Genomic DNA, 17,555 nt, shown 5'->3' with positions numbered 1-17,555 from the left:
GAACCAGGATCCTCATCAAAAGCGAGTTGGAACCTCATTCCACTAAATGGTCGGTATAATGCTACTGGAGCATAGTTTGGTTCCAGTGTATTATATTACTATTGTTTAGAAAGTAGATCATGCAGAAAGTGAGCTTGGTACAAATGGATAATTCAACAATCATTATAGAAGAGATGGAAGCGGAGGATTGGGACGAAGTACGCGATATTTATATTGAAGGAATTCAAACAGGTAATGCTACATTTGATACAGAAGCACCGACATGGGATGAATGGCATCGTGGACATTTAAATGATTGCCGACTGGTTGTGCGTGAAAATGGTACGGTTATTGGTTGGGCTGCTTTATCCCCGATTTCCAAAAAAACTGCTTATCAAGGTGCGGCTGAAGTAAGTATTTATTTATCTCAAAAAAGCGTTGGAAAAGGATTAGGAAGTTTATTACTACGTGAAATTATTAACGAAAGTGAGCAAAAGGGCTTTTGGACCTTGCAAGCTGGTATTTTCCCAGAGAATAAGACAAGTATTCATCTCCATGAAAAATATGGATTTGAAAAAGTTGGAGTTAGAAAGCGGATTGGTAAGTTAAATGGCGTATGGCGTGATGTTGTTCTATTAGAAAGAAGGAGTACAAATGTTGGAGTAGACTAATGTAAAGGAGGAAATCGATGAGTGGTTTACCGACGAAGGAGCTTGCTGTTGAAATAGAGAAGTCAGAGATAGAACTTTTCAAGTCTAGACTCTCAAGTATTGAAGCACAACCTGGTAACCCGATGGGAGTAGAGTTGAAGGATTTTGGAGGTGCGACAGCTTTTTCAGCGAAGCAAATCCCTGGACCATCCTATAATACGGTAAAGGGAATATCGGGGGATAGTCTGGGTTATGTAGATCCTATTATAAAATTCTATGAGAAACGTGGCATCCCTACTCAATTTGAGATCACCCCAGTTGGAGCTAGTTCTGAGCTGTTTAAATTGATTTACCAAAAAGGATTTTATCAACATGCTTTTCATACATCGTTCATCGTTCAATTAATCAAATAGATAGTACTAATCCTTTCACTGGGATTTCCATTAAGGCTTTAGAAAGAAATGATTTCAATCGATTCGCTGATCTATATGTTAGAGGCTTTGCGATGCCAAGTTTTTTAAAAGAATTCGTTGCTGTTAACAATAAAGTTTTACATAACAAGGCAGGATGGCGTTTTTACATCGCCTATGTAGATAAAATACCTGCGGGGATTGGGGTGCTGTTTAGGAAGGGGGCTTTTGGCATGCTTGCTGCATCAGCAACTGTTCCAGAATTTCGAAATAAAGGTGTGCATCGCGCCTTAATAAACCGCCGCGTGGAAGATGCAAAAGATATGGGGTGTTCATTTATGGTTGGTCAAGCTGCATATGGAAGTGTAAGTCAGTCTAATATGGAAAAAGCGGGAATGAATATTACCTATACAAAATCGATTTGGGTAAGAGCTGATAACGTAGTTTAGAAAACTATAGAATATAGGAGTTTATCATTCATTATGGTAGCGTATGTTAAAGGCTACCTTTTTCTTTTTATTTTTTTCCGTGTAGAATATGAAGTACTGTATGCCGATGTGATTTACGGTAATGTTAATAATGTGGTATATAGCAATAGACAAGGGTAGGGTGACATGATGAAAAAAGAAATGGACCTATTTGTGAATGCGAAACATGAAAAAAAGTTTAAAAATCACTATCCATTAATACATAAAGATGCTGTTCGTAATTATAGCGTACTTAAACAAGAGGGGAGTATCATCAATTTAATTGATCAAAATGGTCAGTTTATTGCAAAGGGTTATTATGGGATTCAAAACAAAGGAATAGGATGGGTGCTTTCCCACAATAAAGGAGAAAAAATTGATTTCCTATTTTTTAAGTCTAGGATGGAAACGGCAATAGATCGACGGAATGCTTTTTATAAAAGTGAAGAGACGAACGCTTTTCGGATATTTAATGGAGAAGGCGATGGGATAGGTGGGCTTACCATTGACTATTTTGATGGTTATTATTTAATCAACTGGTATAGTGAGGGAGTCTATTCTTTCAAAGATCAAGTAATTCGTGCCTTAGATGAGCTTACTGATTACAAAGCTATTTATGAGAAAAAACGTTTTGACACCAAAGGAAAGTATATTAATGATGATGATTTTGTTAAGGGAGATCGTGGTGAATTCCCGATAATTGTGAAAGAAAATGGTATGAATTATGCAGTTTATTTAAATGAAGGAGCCATGGTAGGAATATTTTTAGATCAGCGGGACGTTAGAAGTGTAATTCGGGAAAAATATGCTCTAGACAAAAATGTTCTAAACACGTTTTCCTATACAGGGGCATTTTCTATTGCTGCAGCATTAGGTGGTGCAAACAAAACGACAAGTGTTGACTTGGCAAAACGAAGTAAAAGTAAAACAATTGAACAATTTAGTGCCAATGGGATTGATTTTGAGCTTCATGATATTGTTGTTATGGACGTTTTTGACTACTTCAAATATGCTAATCGAAAAAAATTGACGTATGACCTAGTTATTTTAGATCCGCCAAGCTTTGCACGGTCTAAAAAGCGAACATTTAGCGCAGCAAAAGACTACCCAGGGTTATTGAAGGATGCTATTTCAGTTACGGAGAAGAATGGTGTAATTGTAGCTTCCACTAATAATGCTACTTTTGGTATGAAGAAGTTTAAAGGTTTTGTTGAACAAGCGTTTAACGAATCTGGTGACAAATATAAAATTCTTGAAGCTTATCAGTTGCCGGTGGACTTTCGAACGGTTCAAGAATATCCTGAAGGAAATTACCTTAAAGTATTATTTGTTGAAAAAATAAGTTAGACTACTGAAACTCAAAGTCGTTCCAGCCGTATAGCATTGTCTGGAATGATATTCATTGGGTGTATGTTTCTTGGAATTGGACTTGGGATGTTTTTGGATAATGTAGGTGCGGTACATTAGTAGGTATGGGAATTGGGTTTCTAGGTTTTGCATTGGCCGAAAGGAAAAAATGAATTCATTTAATACGATTTAAAAAGTCTTCTATATTTAGGAGGCTTTTTTTGTGCTTTTTAAACTTGTATCGCATATGTTAATATTGTATACTACATTACAACACTAATGTACTACATCGGTCGGAGGGAGGGTTTGTCATCTGATGATAAATACGGACGGTTCAAAGCCAATATATATCCAGATTTCTGAATGGATTGAAACAGAAATTTTAAATGGGAATTTTAGAGAAGATGAAAAGGTTTATTCTCAATACAAACTTGCTGATTTATTTACGATAAATCCAGCAACTGCAGCAAAAGGACTAAATTTACTCTATGAGGAAAATATTCTTTACAACAAGAGAGGGCTTGGGAAGTTTGTTTCTCCAAACGCAAAAGCGATTATTGTGGATAAACGGAAAAATCGAAAGCTGAAAGGGCTAATTCACGAAGTTGTTCAGGAATCTGAGAGGTTGGAAGTTACAGAGGAGGAGTTAGTCGAAATGATACAAACCGCTATAAAGGAACGTAAGGAGGCAGGAAAATGAAAGTAATCAAATGTCATGATGTAACCAAAGAGCATAAAGGTATAAAAGCTTTAGACGAGTTGAGTTTTGAGATTGAGGAAAACAAGATTACTGGATTAATTGGTAGAAATGGGGCAGGGAAGACAACCCTTTTAAAGATACTAGCCGGTCTGTGGAAGGAAACTTCAGGAGAGGTTCAAGTGTTTTCAAAACGTCCTTTTAACAATCTTATGGTTTCGGCTAATAGCCTTTTTGTTGATGATGGTATGACTTTTTCTAATTCACTGACGCTTCAAGAGTTGCTGAAAGAAGCGAGTACTTTTTATCCGAATTGGGATGTTGAGTTGGCTAATCGATTGTTTGATTACTTTCAGTTTGAGCCGAAGCAAATTCATGAAAGGCTATCAAAAGGGAAAAAGAGTACATTTAATATGATAATAGGCCTATCTGCTAAGTGTGCCTTAACAATTTTTGACGAACCAACTACCGGTATGGATGCGGCCGTAAGAAAAGATTTTTATCGGGCATTATTAAAAGATTACCTAGCACACCCTCGAACAATTATTATTTCAAGTCACCACTTGGATGAGATCGAGGATGTATTGGAAGATGTTTTATTGATTAACGAAGGAAAGCAATTAATGCACAAATCAATCGATGATTTGAAAGAATATGCAGTTGGTTTAACTGGACAGTCAGCAATTGTTCGACAGTGGATCGGTGGTAAAGAGGTGCTTTATAGCCAAGAACTTGGTATGGATCAATCGTATGTTGTGGTCAAAAACAACTTTGATCGGAATGCTGCGGAGCGTTTAGGCATATCCGTTTCTGCTGTTGCTCCTAGTGATCTATGTGTCTACTTAACTGGCTCGAATAAGGGAGGAATTGATGATGTCTTTAACAGCCGTAACGTTAGGTAATGTTGTCAAAAAACTGTACATTTTCAAAATGAAATCGTATATGGGATTATTTACTTCTCTAGTTATATTGCAGCTATTGGCACTTCTGTTTTCGTTATCTGGAGTAGGTTCAAGCGGTGGTAGCATAAATGGGAATTATGTTTCCGTAACCTATTATTCTGCTGACATGGTCATCGCGTTTACATTATTGTGGTCCTTCATCAGTGCGATCATGATTACAACAAAAGCCTATCGTGAAGATGATTTTATATTTGTCACAAATCGATTCATTAGTAATTTAGCAAATATAGCCTTCTTGATAACAGCTAGCTTGATAGGCGCTATAACAGCTTTATTATCCAGCTTTTTGTTAAAAGTAGTTATTTATTACTTTGTCCAAGTAGAGCCTGCCATCAATTCTAGTATGGTTTACTCTCCAATGGAGTTTATTTTAGGTATGGTAACGACTTTTGGTTATATCTTTTTATTTAGTGCAGTTGGCTATCTGATCGGGTCTTTTGTACAGTTTCATAAGCTTTTTATGTTTCTAATACCTGTATTACTCATTGGTTTTATTGTTCCGGTATCTCGAAATGGATTCAACATTTTAATTTATGCTGGGGAATTTTATTTCCAAGAGCCATCCTTTTTCCTAACGATTATGAAAGTGGTTGGTACAGTTGGTATTCTTTTTTCAGCATCAATTTTATTACTAAATCAAAGGGAGGTTAGGAAGTGATGACTTCAACAAACTTTATACCTTTAATAACCCTTATTATCTTACTATTATTTTTGATTTTCGTAACTACAGGAGTATCAAATAAAGTGAATCGGATTTTTTCCTTTGTAAAGGCTCAGTGGTTATTAGGAGTTTATATAGCAGTTCTTATTCTCTCAACAGGCTTCTATTTTCTAATTCCAAATGATGTAAATTCGGATGAACAATTTGATGTAGAACGTATTCCTAATTTATATAATGTTGTCAATCAAGGGGAAGAAGTTGACCAACAGTATATTCAGGATGAGTGGGAATTTGAGTATGAGAAAAATCAACTTCAATTAAATGCGCATTATGTTAATGAGGTAAACAGTGCCTATACCTTTATTGAAGCGCACTCAAATGGTACAGACCAAGTGGAGATCATTCATTACCGAACGCCTACGTTAATAGCAGGAGGAATTAACGTAACGGAAATAATTCCTCCTTTGGATATATCCATATCGGATAACGAACTGACTCTAATTAACTCGGATCCGATCGATCAACAATTTAGTAGCTATAAGAAGGAATTTACGATTACACAGCATTCGGGAGAAAAGTCAGAAGGATGGATGGAGCCGATTTATCGTCATCGAGGGGAGGATATCGTATTAATTCGTGTTCCACAGGATTTAGAGGTTGATTACGATTCGGAAATGAACGTACAATTTGTTAACAGGTAAATATAACATTTCTAGCTTGGATAAATACAACAATGGTTATGATTCGCACCGCGTTTTGTTTGAAAAGAATAAGAACGAAAAAAGATATTCCATAATACAATATTACAAACGACTAGGCATTTGAGGTGCTAATCATGCAATATGAGCGAGCGGGATTTACATTTATTTGTTGTTTGTTAATCGGTACAATCGTAGGAATATATTATGATAATTTGCAGCTGGGGGAACCGTAGGGCTTGGAGCTGGAATATTAGCCATTGTGTTACTAAGGAAAAAGTAAAGGCTAGTCACATCTATGATGCGATGGGTGTGACTTTTTTATGTGGATAATGATTAGTTGTATAAGAGCACAGGGTTATTCACTATTTTCCAAAGCAGAAAACTTGGCGATAGACCAAGTTTTCTGAACGAATTAATGTTGCTGTCCTTTTGAGGAGTAAAAATCATACGTATCCATTGCTAATGTAACTCCTTGAGAAAATGCTGCTCCACCACCTAATGCAGAGCAAACGGCTACTGTTTCCATTAACTCTTCCTCTGTAGCGCCGTGTTCAACGGCCCCTTTCGTATGATAAATAATACAATACTCATCCTGTGCATAGATGCTTATGCCTAGAGCCATAAGTTGTTTTTGTTTTTGATCTAATTTTCCTGGTTCGAAACATGCATCTGTAAATTTAAAATAGCTTTTTGTTATTTCTGGTAGATGTTTTTCCAGGCGGCTACTTCCTTGCTTATAGTCCAGTATGGATTGATCAAAATAATTTGCCATTTCTTCATGATTGATTTCCATTAGTATCACTCCATCCGTAAAAATTTTCCTACATGATTATCCTTCATTATTGATAGAAAAATATCCTTGTAAGAAATTGGGAATGGAAAGTTATTCTTTCTGTTCATCTGTATCCTGATAAAACCCATATTCAACGCCGTAATAATGATCATACCGCTCTTGGAATTTTACAAAGAGGTATGTGATAATAACTTTTAAAATGGCATAACCTGGTATACCGAGAATTACTCCAATAACCCCAAATAAATTTCCAGCTACAAGTAGAACAATGATAATCGTTAATGGGTGGATCTTCATTGTTCTTCCCATGATGTTTGGAGAAACAAAGTTACCTTCCAGAAATTGTACCGCTATCCAAACAATTGCAAGCTTGAGAAGCATAAAAGGAGAATCGACTATAGCAATAATTATTGCTGGAATAATGGCTATTGTTGGTCCTAAATATGGTACAACACTTGTAACGGCAGCAATAATAGCCAGCGTAATTGCGTAGTCTAATCCAATTATTAAGTATCCGATGAATAGTAAAATTCCGATGCAAGATGCAACAATAATTTGCCCTTGGATGTATGATCCAACTTGAACATCCATGTTATGAAGAATCTGTTGGACATCCCCTCTAGATCTTGGGGGGAACAACTTAATGAAATAGCGCTTAAAACGGTCTCCATCCTTTAATAAAAAGAATAGTATAAAAGGAAATGTAAAGAGCGCAACAAATACGTTTGTAACCGTTGATGCAACATTTCGAATACCTTCAAATGCATCACCTAAATAGGTACCAATCATTCCTGGGATATCACTAAAGTAGGAAACAACCCAATTGTATCCTTGTTCATAGTAATCTCCGAAGATGGAGTTTTGGATCCATTGCAATATACTATTTCCCATTTCACCAAGATAAATGGGAAAGTTTTTTATTAACTCCTTTACTTGAGCTTCTACAGCTGGAGCCGAAAGAAGAATAATTCCAGTTAATAAACCACTTATTCCAAGGATAATGATGAGAATTCCCCAAATCCGTTTTACCTTTACTTTTTCTAATAAATCAACAATCGGATTTAGAAGGTAGTAGGCAATGAAAGCTAAGATAATTGGTGGTGTGATGGTTGATAAGATAACCACAACGGGAGTAAAAATAAATGATATTTTAGTGTATATAAAAATTACTATTCCAAGAAGAATGAGTAAAACAAGTCCAAAAAGGAGGTCACGTCCCCCAATAAAATTCATAAACCTACTAAATGATTTCATGTTTGGTGCTCCTTCATCGGTTCATCGAGATTTGCTTCACATTATAAGGTGTAGCATTTCAAAATAATGACCTATTATTTTCACTGTAATTAAGTCTATTCATAATTATAAAATAAATTGAAAAAGATTCCAATTAATAGAACATATTACAACGTTCAATAGAGTCTATAATGGGAGGCGCGGAATACGATAAAGATAGCTTTTAGACGTATATCAAGAAATATTAGAGGATGTTTGGTATAATTGATGTTACTCATTGTAGTTATAAGGGAGGCAAAACCTCATTGCGTGATGAAGCTAAATTACAAAAAGAAGCAATGCATACACTGAAGCTTACTAGCAGAACGTTTTATATTCCAATTAAGTTGTTAAAACCCACGTTAAGGAAAACGGTAGCCTCAGCATACTTATGTATGCGAGCAATTGATGAGATAGAAGATCATGAACAACTTACTAATGAAACAAAAAGTCATTTATTGCGAAAAACAAGTGAGCTCTTAAAGGAAAGTAATTTTAACGAGGAAGCATATCAAGATCTAATTAAGCCATATCATGCTATACTACCTGATGTCTCCATAAGACTCGGTGATTGGATTCACTTTTGTCCGGTTGACATTATCGATCGAGTGAAAGAGTCAACAAGTATTATGGCAAAAGGAATGGCTGACTGGGCTGAAAAAAATTGGCAAGTGAAGACGAAAGCGGATTTAGATGACTACACCTACTATGTTGCAGGGCTGGTAGGAGTGATGCTCTCGGATATTTGGGAATGGTATGATGGGACGGAAACAGATCGCGAATTAGCAATTGGTTATGGTAGGGGATTGCAAGCGGTTAATGTATTACGTAACCAAGACGAAGATGCGGAACGCGGTGTGCAATTTTTCCCGGAAAATTGGAGTAGAGATGACATGTTTTCTTATGCTGAAAACAATTTAGATAAAGCGGATCGTTATATGAAAAGTATTCAAACAAAAAATATTATTCTTTTTTGCAAAATACCATTAGCGCTTGCCAAACGTACGTTAAAGGCACTTAAGAGTGGGAAAGAGAAGATGTCTCGTAGTGAAGTTGAACAGACAGTCGAAGAGATTATAAAAGAATAGAGGAAAAGCGGTTAGGTAATGTGAAACCTAACCCTTTTTTTATTTGTTATTCCTAAAGAACGGAGATGAGTAACCTAAATTTCAATTTTATTGAGGTTCGAGGGATTACTACAATTTTTTACGTTTGAATGGAAGAAAAGTTGGTAAAAGGTATGTATATAAAAATAAGGTGCAAAATAATAAGTGATTAGGAGGAATGTAGCGGATTTAGGTAGTATTTCAGTATTTTTGCGGGGTGAGTGTTTTTGGAATAGTTTGACCGAATGATGGATTGTTCCTATAATTGATAATTGTGATAAAAAATTGAGCAAGCTGATGGGTTTTGTCAATGGTTATGTATCTGTGTTTATTTAGGTAATCAGCTCCATCCGACGGTCTTAAATGGCAAATGGAAGATTATATTTTAGACACTTGCTCCTAACAAAATTAGGAGGAAAAACGTGAAATTAAACAAGAAGGAAACATTAGATTGGCCAGTCTTTATAGTTAGTGGTGGATTTCTCATCTTATTTATTATTCTATCATTTGTTAATAATGATATGGTGGGGTCTGCGATCTCCAATCTATTCGATTATTCAGCGAACTTATTTGGTGCTTATTGGCAGTTATTATTACTCGGTAATTTCTTTATTGGTATTGGTTTGGCGGTATCGAAATATGGAAAGGTTCGATTAGGTAACCAAACGAAACCGAAATACAGTTATTTCCGATGGGTTGCAATGATACTCGTTACATTACTTGCGAGTGGAGGTGTTTTCTGGGCAGCCTCAGAGCCAATGTACCATTATATGGATACTCCACCGCTTTTTGGCGGAGGTCAGTTTAACAATATGGATGCTGCTTTTGCCCAAGCATTTCTTCACTGGGGTTTCTTAGCTTGGGCTATTTTGGGAACTTTAGCTGTTATTGTAATGATGTATGTACATTATAGTAAAGGTATGCCTTTACGTCCAAGAGGTTTATTATATCCGATTTTCGGTGATAAAATATATCATAAAAATGTTGTTGGTTCGGCAGCAGATATATTTTCAATAATCGCAACAGTTGCTGGGACCCTAGGGCCACTAGGATTTTTAGGGCTACAAATATCCTATGGTTTAAATCATCTATTTGATGTACCTAATACCGTTACATTGAGTATTGTCGTGGTTTTAGCACTAGCAGGAATTGCTGCTATTTCTGCAGCTACTGGAGTCGATAGAGGAATTCTTACTTTAAGTAGATATAATGTAGGATTTACTATTTTCTTGGCGATTGTTATTTTAATTATCGGTCCAACATTATTTATTATTGATGCATTTGTTGGTGGAACTGGAGTGCATTTGCAAAACTTCTTCACCATGAGTATGTTCCGTGGAGATAGTGCTTGGAATGGTTGGTGGACGATCTTTTTCTGGGGATGGTTCATCGGTTATGCACCGATGCTAATTGTATTTATAAGTCGGATTTCTCGTGGAAGAACGATTCGTGAACTGATTATCGCCGTTTCGATTGTTGCGCCATTAGTTAATAATTTTTGGTTTTCAATCGTTGGTGGTACCGGAGTTTTCTTTGAAACAGAAAACCCCGGCTCTATTTCCAATGCTTTAAATGAAGGTGGAATGCCTGCTGCTGTAATGGCGATTACAGATCAACTACCAATGGGTGTAGTTTTTGGATTAGCTTTCTTACTTGTTTCCATAATTTTTGTTGCAACAACAGTAGATACGATGTCGTACACCGTTGCTGCTACGTTAACAGGTAGAGATAATCCGAAGCGTTGGTTACGTGTCTTTTGGGCTATCATATTCGGACTGACAACTGTGGTGATTTTAACAATTGGTGAGGATAGTATCTCATCTATTCAAAATTCCATTGTAATAACTGCTGTTCCGGTATCCTTCTTACTGTTGCCGCCATTATGGCATGCACCAAAAATAGCGAAGAAGATGGCATTGGAACAAGGATTAATTTGGCAAAGAGAATTGAAGCGTAAAGTGGATAAGAAACCAGAGTAATATATGGGACTATTTCAAGTGGCGATGGAAAGTCATTTGAAATGGTCCTTTTCTTATTGGATTTAATAAAATTTTAAGAAATGTATTCGGGTAAATTAATGTTTTGCTATCATAATAGTAGTTGCTATTAAGGATGTTATGAAAGAGGTGGTACTAGTGACAATAAAAAGGCGATTGGTTCTTTCAAATATAGCTATGATTATTATCCCGGTTGTTTCGTTCTTCTTAATTGAGATAATTATGGGATTTGTTTTATTTTATTTATTTAAAAGTGATTTGAATGATCGTAATATGGAGTTATTTTTATCCCTTCGATTTATAAGCTTATTAATCATATTAATTTTAACAAATGGGTTATTAACTTATTTCGTCGCAAGAAGCATCATTCGTCCGGTAGATAAGTTAACGTATGCTGCTAAACAAATTAGTGATGGTAATCTTAACTATAGAATAGACAAGACAGGTAAGGATGAGCTTGGTCAATTATCGGAGACATTTGAGACGATGCGGAGAAAGTTAAAAGAAGCGGAAGAGCTTCAATATCGGTATGAGGAAAACCGAAAAGAATTAATTGCTAGTATTTCGCATGATTTAAAAACGCCTATGACATCTATAAAAGGATATGTTAATGGTATCCGCGACGGGGTTGCGAACACACCAGAAAAGATTGACCGGTATATGGAAACAATCTACGCAAAGGCGAATGATATGGATCGATTAATTGATGAACTATTTCTATATTCGAAATTAGACTTACACCAAGTACCATTTCATTATGAGACGATTAACTTACAATTGTATTTGAGTGATTTCGTGGAAGAACTTGCTTTTGACCTAGATGAGAATGGTGAATTGGATTTCAGCTATGATTCCAGTAAATCTTATTTTGTACGAGCTGACCAAGAAAAACTGCGACGAGTATTAACAAATATCATTCAAAATAGCTTAAAATATATGGATAAGGAACAGAAGCGAATACAGGTTAGTTTACTTGATGAAGACACAAGCCAAGTTACGGTAAGAATAGATGATAATGGCAGTGGAATACAAGAGGACGCGATTCCTTTTATTTTTGACCGTTTTTATCGTACGGATACTTCTAGAAATTCGACTACAGGTGGCAGTGGATTAGGGTTAGCAATTGCTAAACGAATTATAGAAGAGCAAGGAGGCAAAATTTGGGCTGAAAGTAAAATTGGGATAGGCACCAGTGTGTACTTCACCCTTCCGAAAGCGAGTGAAAAGTCATGAAAAAAATCCTTATTATAGAAGATGAGCAAAGCATTGCTGAACTAGAACGTGATTATTTAGAAGTCAATGGCTTTGCCAGTGATATTGTATCAACGGGTAGAGAAGGTTTGAGAAGGGCAACGAACGAATTTTATGATTTAATTCTCCTTGATTTGATGTTACCCGAAATGGATGGTTTTGAACTTTGTAAGCAGATTAGAGAAGTAAAGGATATTCCAATATTAATGGTAACTGCAAGAAAAGAGGATATTGATAAAATACGGGGTTTTGACCGCGGAGCAGACGATTATATTGAAAAGCCTTTTAATCCAAATGAGCTTATAGCTCGAGTGAAGGCACATTTAGCTAGGTATGATCGACTTGTGAAAAATGATCAAGTGAACCAAGACATCCAAGTGAAAGGATTGCGAATTGACCAATTGTCTCGCCGTGTTTATGTAAATGAGGTAGAGAAGGTCTTTACCGCTAAAGAATTTGACTTGCTAACCTTTTTAGCAACAAATCCTAATCAGGTTTTTAGTAAGGATCATTTATTCGAGCGGATTTGGGGATTTGATTCTATGGGTGATATTACTACTGTTACCGTTCATATTAGAAAAATCAGGGAGAAAATAGAAATGGACCCTTCTAACCCGGTATTTATTGAAACGGTATGGGGAGTAGGATATCGTTTTATCGCCTGACAAAAGATCGTGGGAGCTCACTAGAGCTGTCACGTTTTTTGTTTGGACTCAAACATAGATAAGGAATAGCTAACTTATACTTAATAAATATTTAATAATTTCCTAAGGGGCTATTTAGATTCAGTTTGTAAGATAAATACATAGTTAATGAAAGAGATCTTAATAAAGGGGATGAAAATAGATGGTAAGGAAACGAAGCAACGTACCACAATATTTATATTTAGGACTATCTAGTATTTTTTTCATTTGTTTAATTGTACAAGTGTTTTTGGCAGGCTTAGCAACCTTTGATAGCGCAGCTTATTGGTTGATGCATACAACATTTGTCCATTTGTTCGGTTTTAATTTATTAATCTTCATGCTGTTCTTCGCATTTATTGGCAAGATGCCTAAATGGACTTATTGGCACATATTTGGATTATTGACTTTAGTATTCATGATGTATTTTACAGCAAATATGCAACTTAACTGGATAGGGTCATTACATCCAGTGCTAGCAATATTGTTAATAATGATTTCTTATTTAAATGTAAAAAAGGCTTGGTACAAATTAAATAGTGAAAAGAAAGGTGAGAATTAGTATGAGAGCGTTTATTGGTATGATTGTAGGTATAATTGGGGGTTTTGTTTTAGGAATTGCATTATCCAGCTTTATTGGTATTTTAGGAATGATGGTATTTAATCAACCGATGGGAATCAAATTTCTTCCATACTTTACTGCGATATTATGTGCAGTGTTGGTCCCATATCTAGATCATAAAAATGCTGGAAAGAAATCATAGTATTCTTTTTGGTAGGTATGCTAACGGTTGGATTTAATATGTAGTAGATATATTATGCGACGTAAAAAATGTATTCAAATATGAAGTTGATGGTGGAATACTTAATCCGCCAATGGGGGAAGTAGGATTCATCTAACCGTCATTGGGTCCAAATAGCGGAACCACGATCCTCATCAATGGCGAAGTGGTTCCTCATTCCGCTAAATCGCCGATATCACTCATTTGGAGCATGGTTATGGAACCTCATTCCTTTATTACCTATATTTAGTAAAATTTACACTGATTTAGGGCTAATAGAGGAATGAGGATCCTCTTACACCTTATTTGGGCGGTATTTTTGTGATTTAGCGGAACCACAATCCACATCAATGACGAAGTGGATCCTCATTCCGCTAAATGGAGGATATCATTCATTTGGAGCATACCTCATTCCTTTATATATAGGCTCAGGCAATCCGTGGAAAACGAAGTATTCTGTCGTAGCGGCTATATATCAATATTTACATTAGGTGAAACCTAAAATTATGACGCATTATATACGTTATGTGCATCAATCGTAAAATCGAACTAAGTATAAAGGAGGCATTCACCATTAAAGCTTGGTGAATGCCTGGGTTGAATCTTGAATGTGGTATGAAACTACTAATTAAAATGTTTGGTAAAGAGTGCTTTTAACCCTAAGTGAACCAATGCTAAGGAAAATACCAGGATAACGACTCCACCTACAATATCGAAGAAGTCAGCAATTGGCTCTGTGATGAGCGAGGATGTTGGGACAAATGCCATAGCAAAACCTGCTAAAATACTTGCTAAATATAGATATACGAGTCTATCCATAAACAATCCCTCCTTTTCCCTTATACAATATGTGAACAGGAGGGATTGTGTTTATATCATATACCTATAACAAATAGGATTTTTGCCTAATTTCATGTCTAACTAATAACACTGAAAAGAGTCAATTCTATCTAAGTCTATACCAAAATAGACCCATCTATTGCGTTGCCACCTAAACCCAGAAATTGAATTTCTACCTACAAAGGTTGGATAGAACCAGAATGATCCCCCTCGATCAAGCCAAACATAGGTGAAGCGAAACAAGCATCCTCTAATAGCACCAGGATCTACTGCAAATGTTTGAAATTGTGGCTGTTGAGGTGTAAATCCAGGTGGGGGGCTAGTTGGAGCGCCTCCTCCTTGTTGAGGTCCGCCACCAGGCTGACTAGGGAATTGTCCTCCAGGAAATCCAGGAAAGGCTCCTCCACCAGGCTGACCTCCTCCAGGAAATTGCCCGCCAGTTTGCCCTCCACCAGGGAACTGCCCTCCAGGCTGCCAAGGAAATTGCCCCCCACCTGGTTGGTTTGGATATCCGAAAAACTGTCCCAACCAATATCCTGGGAAATTAAAATATCGTTCATCGGTATGCGATTGTTCATATGGATTCATTTCATGTATCCTCCTCAAAAAGTATTCTATTTAATATATGGGAAAAACGTCTATATTGGGATATTATTTAGAAAAATAGGCATTTGTGTATGTAAACGTAATAATAATTTTATATTTACCCTTGACCCTATCGTAACGTCATACTCTATAGTGATGATAAAGGGAGGCTTAAACATGAAAGTGAAGGAAGTTGCAGAGTTAGTTGGGATTAGTGTGCGCACACTACATCATTATGATGAAATAGGTTTGTTAAAACCAGATAATACAACGGAATCGGGTTATCGAATATACTCTCAGGAAAACCTCGAATCCTTGCAGCAGATTTTATTTTTTAAAGAATTAGGTTTCCCTTTGAAAAAGATAAAAGAAATTATCAGTAGTCCGACTTTTGATCAACAAGAAGCTTTAAAGCTTCATAAAAAAATGTTAGAAGATAAACGAAAACGAATTGATCAAATGATTCGGACAATCGAAAAAACAATGAAACACTCGAAAGGAGAAATTAAAATGAGTAATAAAGAGAAATTTGACGGCTTTGATTTTAGTAATAATCCTTATGAACAAGAGGCACGTGAGCGATGGGGAGACGAAGCGATAGATGAATCCAATGCCAAAATAAACAATATGTCGACGGCACAACAAAAGAAAATGGGAGAGGATTTCGATGCCATCTACAAGGAGTTAGCTGCAATCCGCCATCAACCCGCCGATTCCCAAATTGCTCAACAAACCATAGAACGCTGGTATGAATACCTGAATAAAATAGGTAGTTATTCGTTGGAGGCATTTAAAGGCTTAGGTCAGATGTATGTAGACGATGTTCGTTTCACAAAAAATATTGACAAATATGGTGATGGCCTAGCAGTGTTCATGAGAGATGCGATGGCTGTTTATGCCGATAAAAATCAATAATAACAGCTGGTAGAAAGTGGGTAAAGTATAACTGTCAGTTTAACTCCTATCTTAACCCCGAGAAATTGATAGAAAGTGAACGATTCTAATGAATGGAATATCGACAAATTAACGATGATTGATGAGAGAGCTAAACGATTAGCTCTCTTTTTTAATAGCAAAGCCTGCTCACGTTTTTGTTCATTGTTAATTTAATAATGTCCAAAGTTAACTCGTAACTTGCTCTATGGTATTCGTTTAAATTATTCTTCCCTGCGAAGTCCATGCTGATATATATGTTTATATTATCTATGAATTTCTAACTGTAAATGGTATAACTAAAGTATTGAATTTTTGCGGAGAAGGGGGATTTGAGATCCGTGTTATCGATCAAAAATATAGAGAAGCATAGTGAAGAAACGATACTGTTTCCGGCGTTTAGTTTAACCTTGGAAAAAGGTGAGATTGTTGCCATTCATTCTAATTTAAATGTTCGACATGCATTAATACATATGTTTATGAGAAAAACGAAGCTTACACATGGAGAAATCTCTATTTTAGGACAACCGATTTCTGAGAATAAGACAGTATACCCGAAACAGATTGCAGTATCTTCTTATGAAGAAGGTTTGTATGATCGTTTATCTATAATGGATCATTTTAAATTTTATGAAGGGCTGTATGGATCCAATCAAAAAGTTGATAAAATTTTACAATTAACCCATTTATACACAATTAGACATAAACGAATTAAAAATCTAACAGACTCGCAAAAGAAACGAATAAATTTTGCTAGGGTACTTATTCAAGATCCATCTTTCTTTATTTTTGAAGAACCTGACTTAAACGTTGACGTGGAAACAAGAAAGGTTTTTCTTAATATTACAAAGTATCTACAGGATAACGGAAAAGGAATTTTAATACTAACAGGGAATATCGAAAGTGCCATTATGATAGCTGATCATGTATACCGATTACATGATCAGGGGTTACAGCCTTATGAATTAGCAGAAGAGCGGAATCAGGAAGAAAAGGAAATAGATACCGATGTAAGTGATAATGAAGAAAGTGGATTTCAATTTAACAAGATTCCTACAAAGGTTAATGACAAGATTGTCTTGTTTGATCCTCCTGAGATTGATTATATCGAAAGTAGTGCGGGACAATCGACCATATTCATCAAGGGAGAAGCTTTTCAAAGTATGTCTACATTAAATGAATTAGAAAAACGTCTCATCCCATTTGGTTTCTTTCGCTGCCACAGATCCTATATCGTAAACCTACAAAAGGTACGCGAAGTTATTCCATGGACAAAGAATAGTTATAGTTTAGTATTAGATGATAAACCAAAATCTTCCATACCGCTTTCAAAGTCCAAAATGGTTCATTTAAAAGAAATGCTGGGGCTGAAATAAGATCCATTCATCCCCGAAATTCCTCCATTCAACAGAAAAGTGCTGATTTCATAGGGTTTTTGA

18 protein-coding genes and 1 pseudogene are annotated in these 17,555 nt (G+C 36.0%); 15 read left to right on the top strand and 4 right to left on the bottom strand.

Annotated elements, in window-relative coordinates:
* Window positions 1-119: 119 nt before the first annotated feature.
* The 7 genes and pseudogenes from BMX40_RS06395 (at window position 120) to BMX40_RS06365 (ending at window position 5,874) form a co-directional block, all read left to right on the top strand.
* A complete protein-coding gene (locus BMX40_RS06395) occupies window positions 120-650 on the top strand; it encodes a GNAT family N-acetyltransferase (RefSeq protein WP_244513394.1) in 531 nt (176 codons plus the stop codon).
* A 17-nt stretch (window positions 651-667) separates the two neighbouring features.
* A pseudogene (locus tag BMX40_RS06390) lies at window positions 668-1,488 on the top strand (GNAT family N-acetyltransferase).
* Window positions 1,489-1,656: 168 nt separating this feature from the next.
* A complete protein-coding gene (locus tag BMX40_RS06385; RefSeq protein ID WP_090868005.1) occupies window positions 1,657-2,853 on the top strand; it encodes a class I SAM-dependent rRNA methyltransferase in 1,197 nt (398 codons plus the stop codon).
* 313 nt (window positions 2,854-3,166) lie between these two features.
* Complete coding sequence (locus BMX40_RS06380) at window positions 3,167-3,553, top strand: GntR family transcriptional regulator (protein WP_170840686.1); 387 nt, start codon at window positions 3,167-3,169, stop codon at window positions 3,551-3,553.
* Window positions 3,550-4,452, top strand: coding sequence for an ATP-binding cassette domain-containing protein (locus BMX40_RS06375; protein WP_090868001.1), 903 nt, complete (start codon window positions 3,550-3,552; stop codon window positions 4,450-4,452). The genes BMX40_RS06380 and BMX40_RS06375 overlap by 4 nt, the downstream gene beginning before the upstream one ends.
* The gene (locus BMX40_RS06370) at window positions 4,424-5,170 is read left to right on the top strand and encodes a hypothetical protein (protein WP_090867999.1); all 747 of its coding nucleotides are present in this window, start codon (window positions 4,424-4,426) and stop codon (window positions 5,168-5,170) included. Before BMX40_RS06375 ends, BMX40_RS06370 begins: the two co-directional genes overlap by 29 nt.
* Window positions 5,167-5,874 carry a hypothetical protein gene (locus tag BMX40_RS06365; RefSeq protein ID WP_139177916.1) on the top strand — a complete coding sequence of 236 codons (708 nt, stop codon included), beginning with the start codon at window positions 5,167-5,169 and terminating at the stop codon, window positions 5,872-5,874. The genes BMX40_RS06370 and BMX40_RS06365 overlap by 4 nt, the downstream gene beginning before the upstream one ends.
* Before the next feature lie 412 nt (window positions 5,875-6,286).
* Here BMX40_RS06365 and BMX40_RS06360 read toward each other — a convergent pair whose 3' ends face one another.
* On the bottom strand, window positions 6,287-6,667 hold the full coding sequence (locus tag BMX40_RS06360; protein ID WP_090867995.1) for a carboxymuconolactone decarboxylase family protein: 381 nt from the start codon (window positions 6,665-6,667) through the stop codon (window positions 6,287-6,289).
* A gap of 90 nt (window positions 6,668-6,757) precedes the next feature.
* The gene (locus BMX40_RS06355; protein WP_090867993.1) at window positions 6,758-7,921 is read right to left on the bottom strand and encodes an AI-2E family transporter; all 1,164 of its coding nucleotides are present in this window, start codon (window positions 7,919-7,921) and stop codon (window positions 6,758-6,760) included.
* A 284-nt stretch (window positions 7,922-8,205) separates the two neighbouring features.
* Here BMX40_RS06355 and BMX40_RS06350 point away from each other — a divergent pair, with 284 nt between their 5' ends.
* The 6 genes from BMX40_RS06350 (at window position 8,206) to BMX40_RS06325 (ending at window position 13,740) form a co-directional block, all read left to right on the top strand.
* Entirely contained in the window at window positions 8,206-9,027 is an 822-nt protein-coding gene (locus tag BMX40_RS06350) for a squalene/phytoene synthase family protein (protein ID WP_090867991.1), read from the top strand.
* 440 nt (window positions 9,028-9,467) lie between these two features.
* Window positions 9,468-11,024 (top strand): BCCT family transporter, encoded by a 1,557-nt coding sequence (locus BMX40_RS06345; protein WP_090867989.1) that lies wholly within the window; start codon window positions 9,468-9,470, stop codon window positions 11,022-11,024.
* A 156-nt stretch (window positions 11,025-11,180) separates the two neighbouring features.
* Complete coding sequence (locus tag BMX40_RS06340) at window positions 11,181-12,275, top strand: sensor histidine kinase (RefSeq protein WP_090867987.1); 1,095 nt, start codon at window positions 11,181-11,183, stop codon at window positions 12,273-12,275.
* Window positions 12,272-12,958 (top strand): response regulator transcription factor, encoded by a 687-nt coding sequence (locus BMX40_RS06335; protein ID WP_090867985.1) that lies wholly within the window; start codon window positions 12,272-12,274, stop codon window positions 12,956-12,958. Before BMX40_RS06340 ends, BMX40_RS06335 begins: the two co-directional genes overlap by 4 nt.
* Window positions 12,959-13,139: 181 nt before the next feature.
* The gene (locus BMX40_RS06330; protein ID WP_090867983.1) at window positions 13,140-13,538 is read left to right on the top strand and encodes a DUF6220 domain-containing protein; all 399 of its coding nucleotides are present in this window, start codon (window positions 13,140-13,142) and stop codon (window positions 13,536-13,538) included.
* A 1-nt stretch (window position 13,539) separates the two neighbouring features.
* Window positions 13,540-13,740 (top strand): DUF5957 family protein, encoded by a 201-nt coding sequence (locus BMX40_RS06325; protein ID WP_090867981.1) that lies wholly within the window; start codon window positions 13,540-13,542, stop codon window positions 13,738-13,740.
* Window positions 13,741-14,382: 642 nt separating this feature from the next.
* Here BMX40_RS06325 and BMX40_RS06320 read toward each other — a convergent pair.
* Window positions 14,383-14,577 (bottom strand): hypothetical protein, encoded by a 195-nt coding sequence (locus BMX40_RS06320; RefSeq protein WP_090867979.1) that lies wholly within the window; start codon window positions 14,575-14,577, stop codon window positions 14,383-14,385.
* Between the two features lie 102 nt (window positions 14,578-14,679).
* On the bottom strand, window positions 14,680-15,186 hold the full coding sequence (locus tag BMX40_RS06315) for a hypothetical protein (protein WP_090867977.1): 507 nt from the start codon (window positions 15,184-15,186) through the stop codon (window positions 14,680-14,682).
* A gap of 174 nt (window positions 15,187-15,360) precedes the next feature.
* Between BMX40_RS06315 and BMX40_RS06310 the strand changes: the two genes are divergently transcribed.
* The gene (locus BMX40_RS06310) at window positions 15,361-16,098 is read left to right on the top strand and encodes a MerR family transcriptional regulator (protein WP_090867975.1); all 738 of its coding nucleotides are present in this window, start codon (window positions 15,361-15,363) and stop codon (window positions 16,096-16,098) included.
* A 359-nt stretch (window positions 16,099-16,457) separates the two neighbouring features.
* A complete protein-coding gene (locus tag BMX40_RS06305) occupies window positions 16,458-17,492 on the top strand; it encodes a LytTR family transcriptional regulator DNA-binding domain-containing protein (RefSeq protein ID WP_244513392.1) in 1,035 nt (344 codons plus the stop codon).
* Window positions 17,493-17,555: the final 63 nt, after the last annotated feature.

It is taken from the genome of Oceanobacillus limi, assembly GCF_900111445.1.
In the GTDB taxonomy this organism is placed as follows: Bacteria; Bacillota; Bacilli; order Bacillales; family Amphibacillaceae; genus Ornithinibacillus; species Ornithinibacillus limi.
Note: the sequence above shows the minus strand (reverse complement) of the source record. Positions and strands in the feature narration are given on the sequence as shown.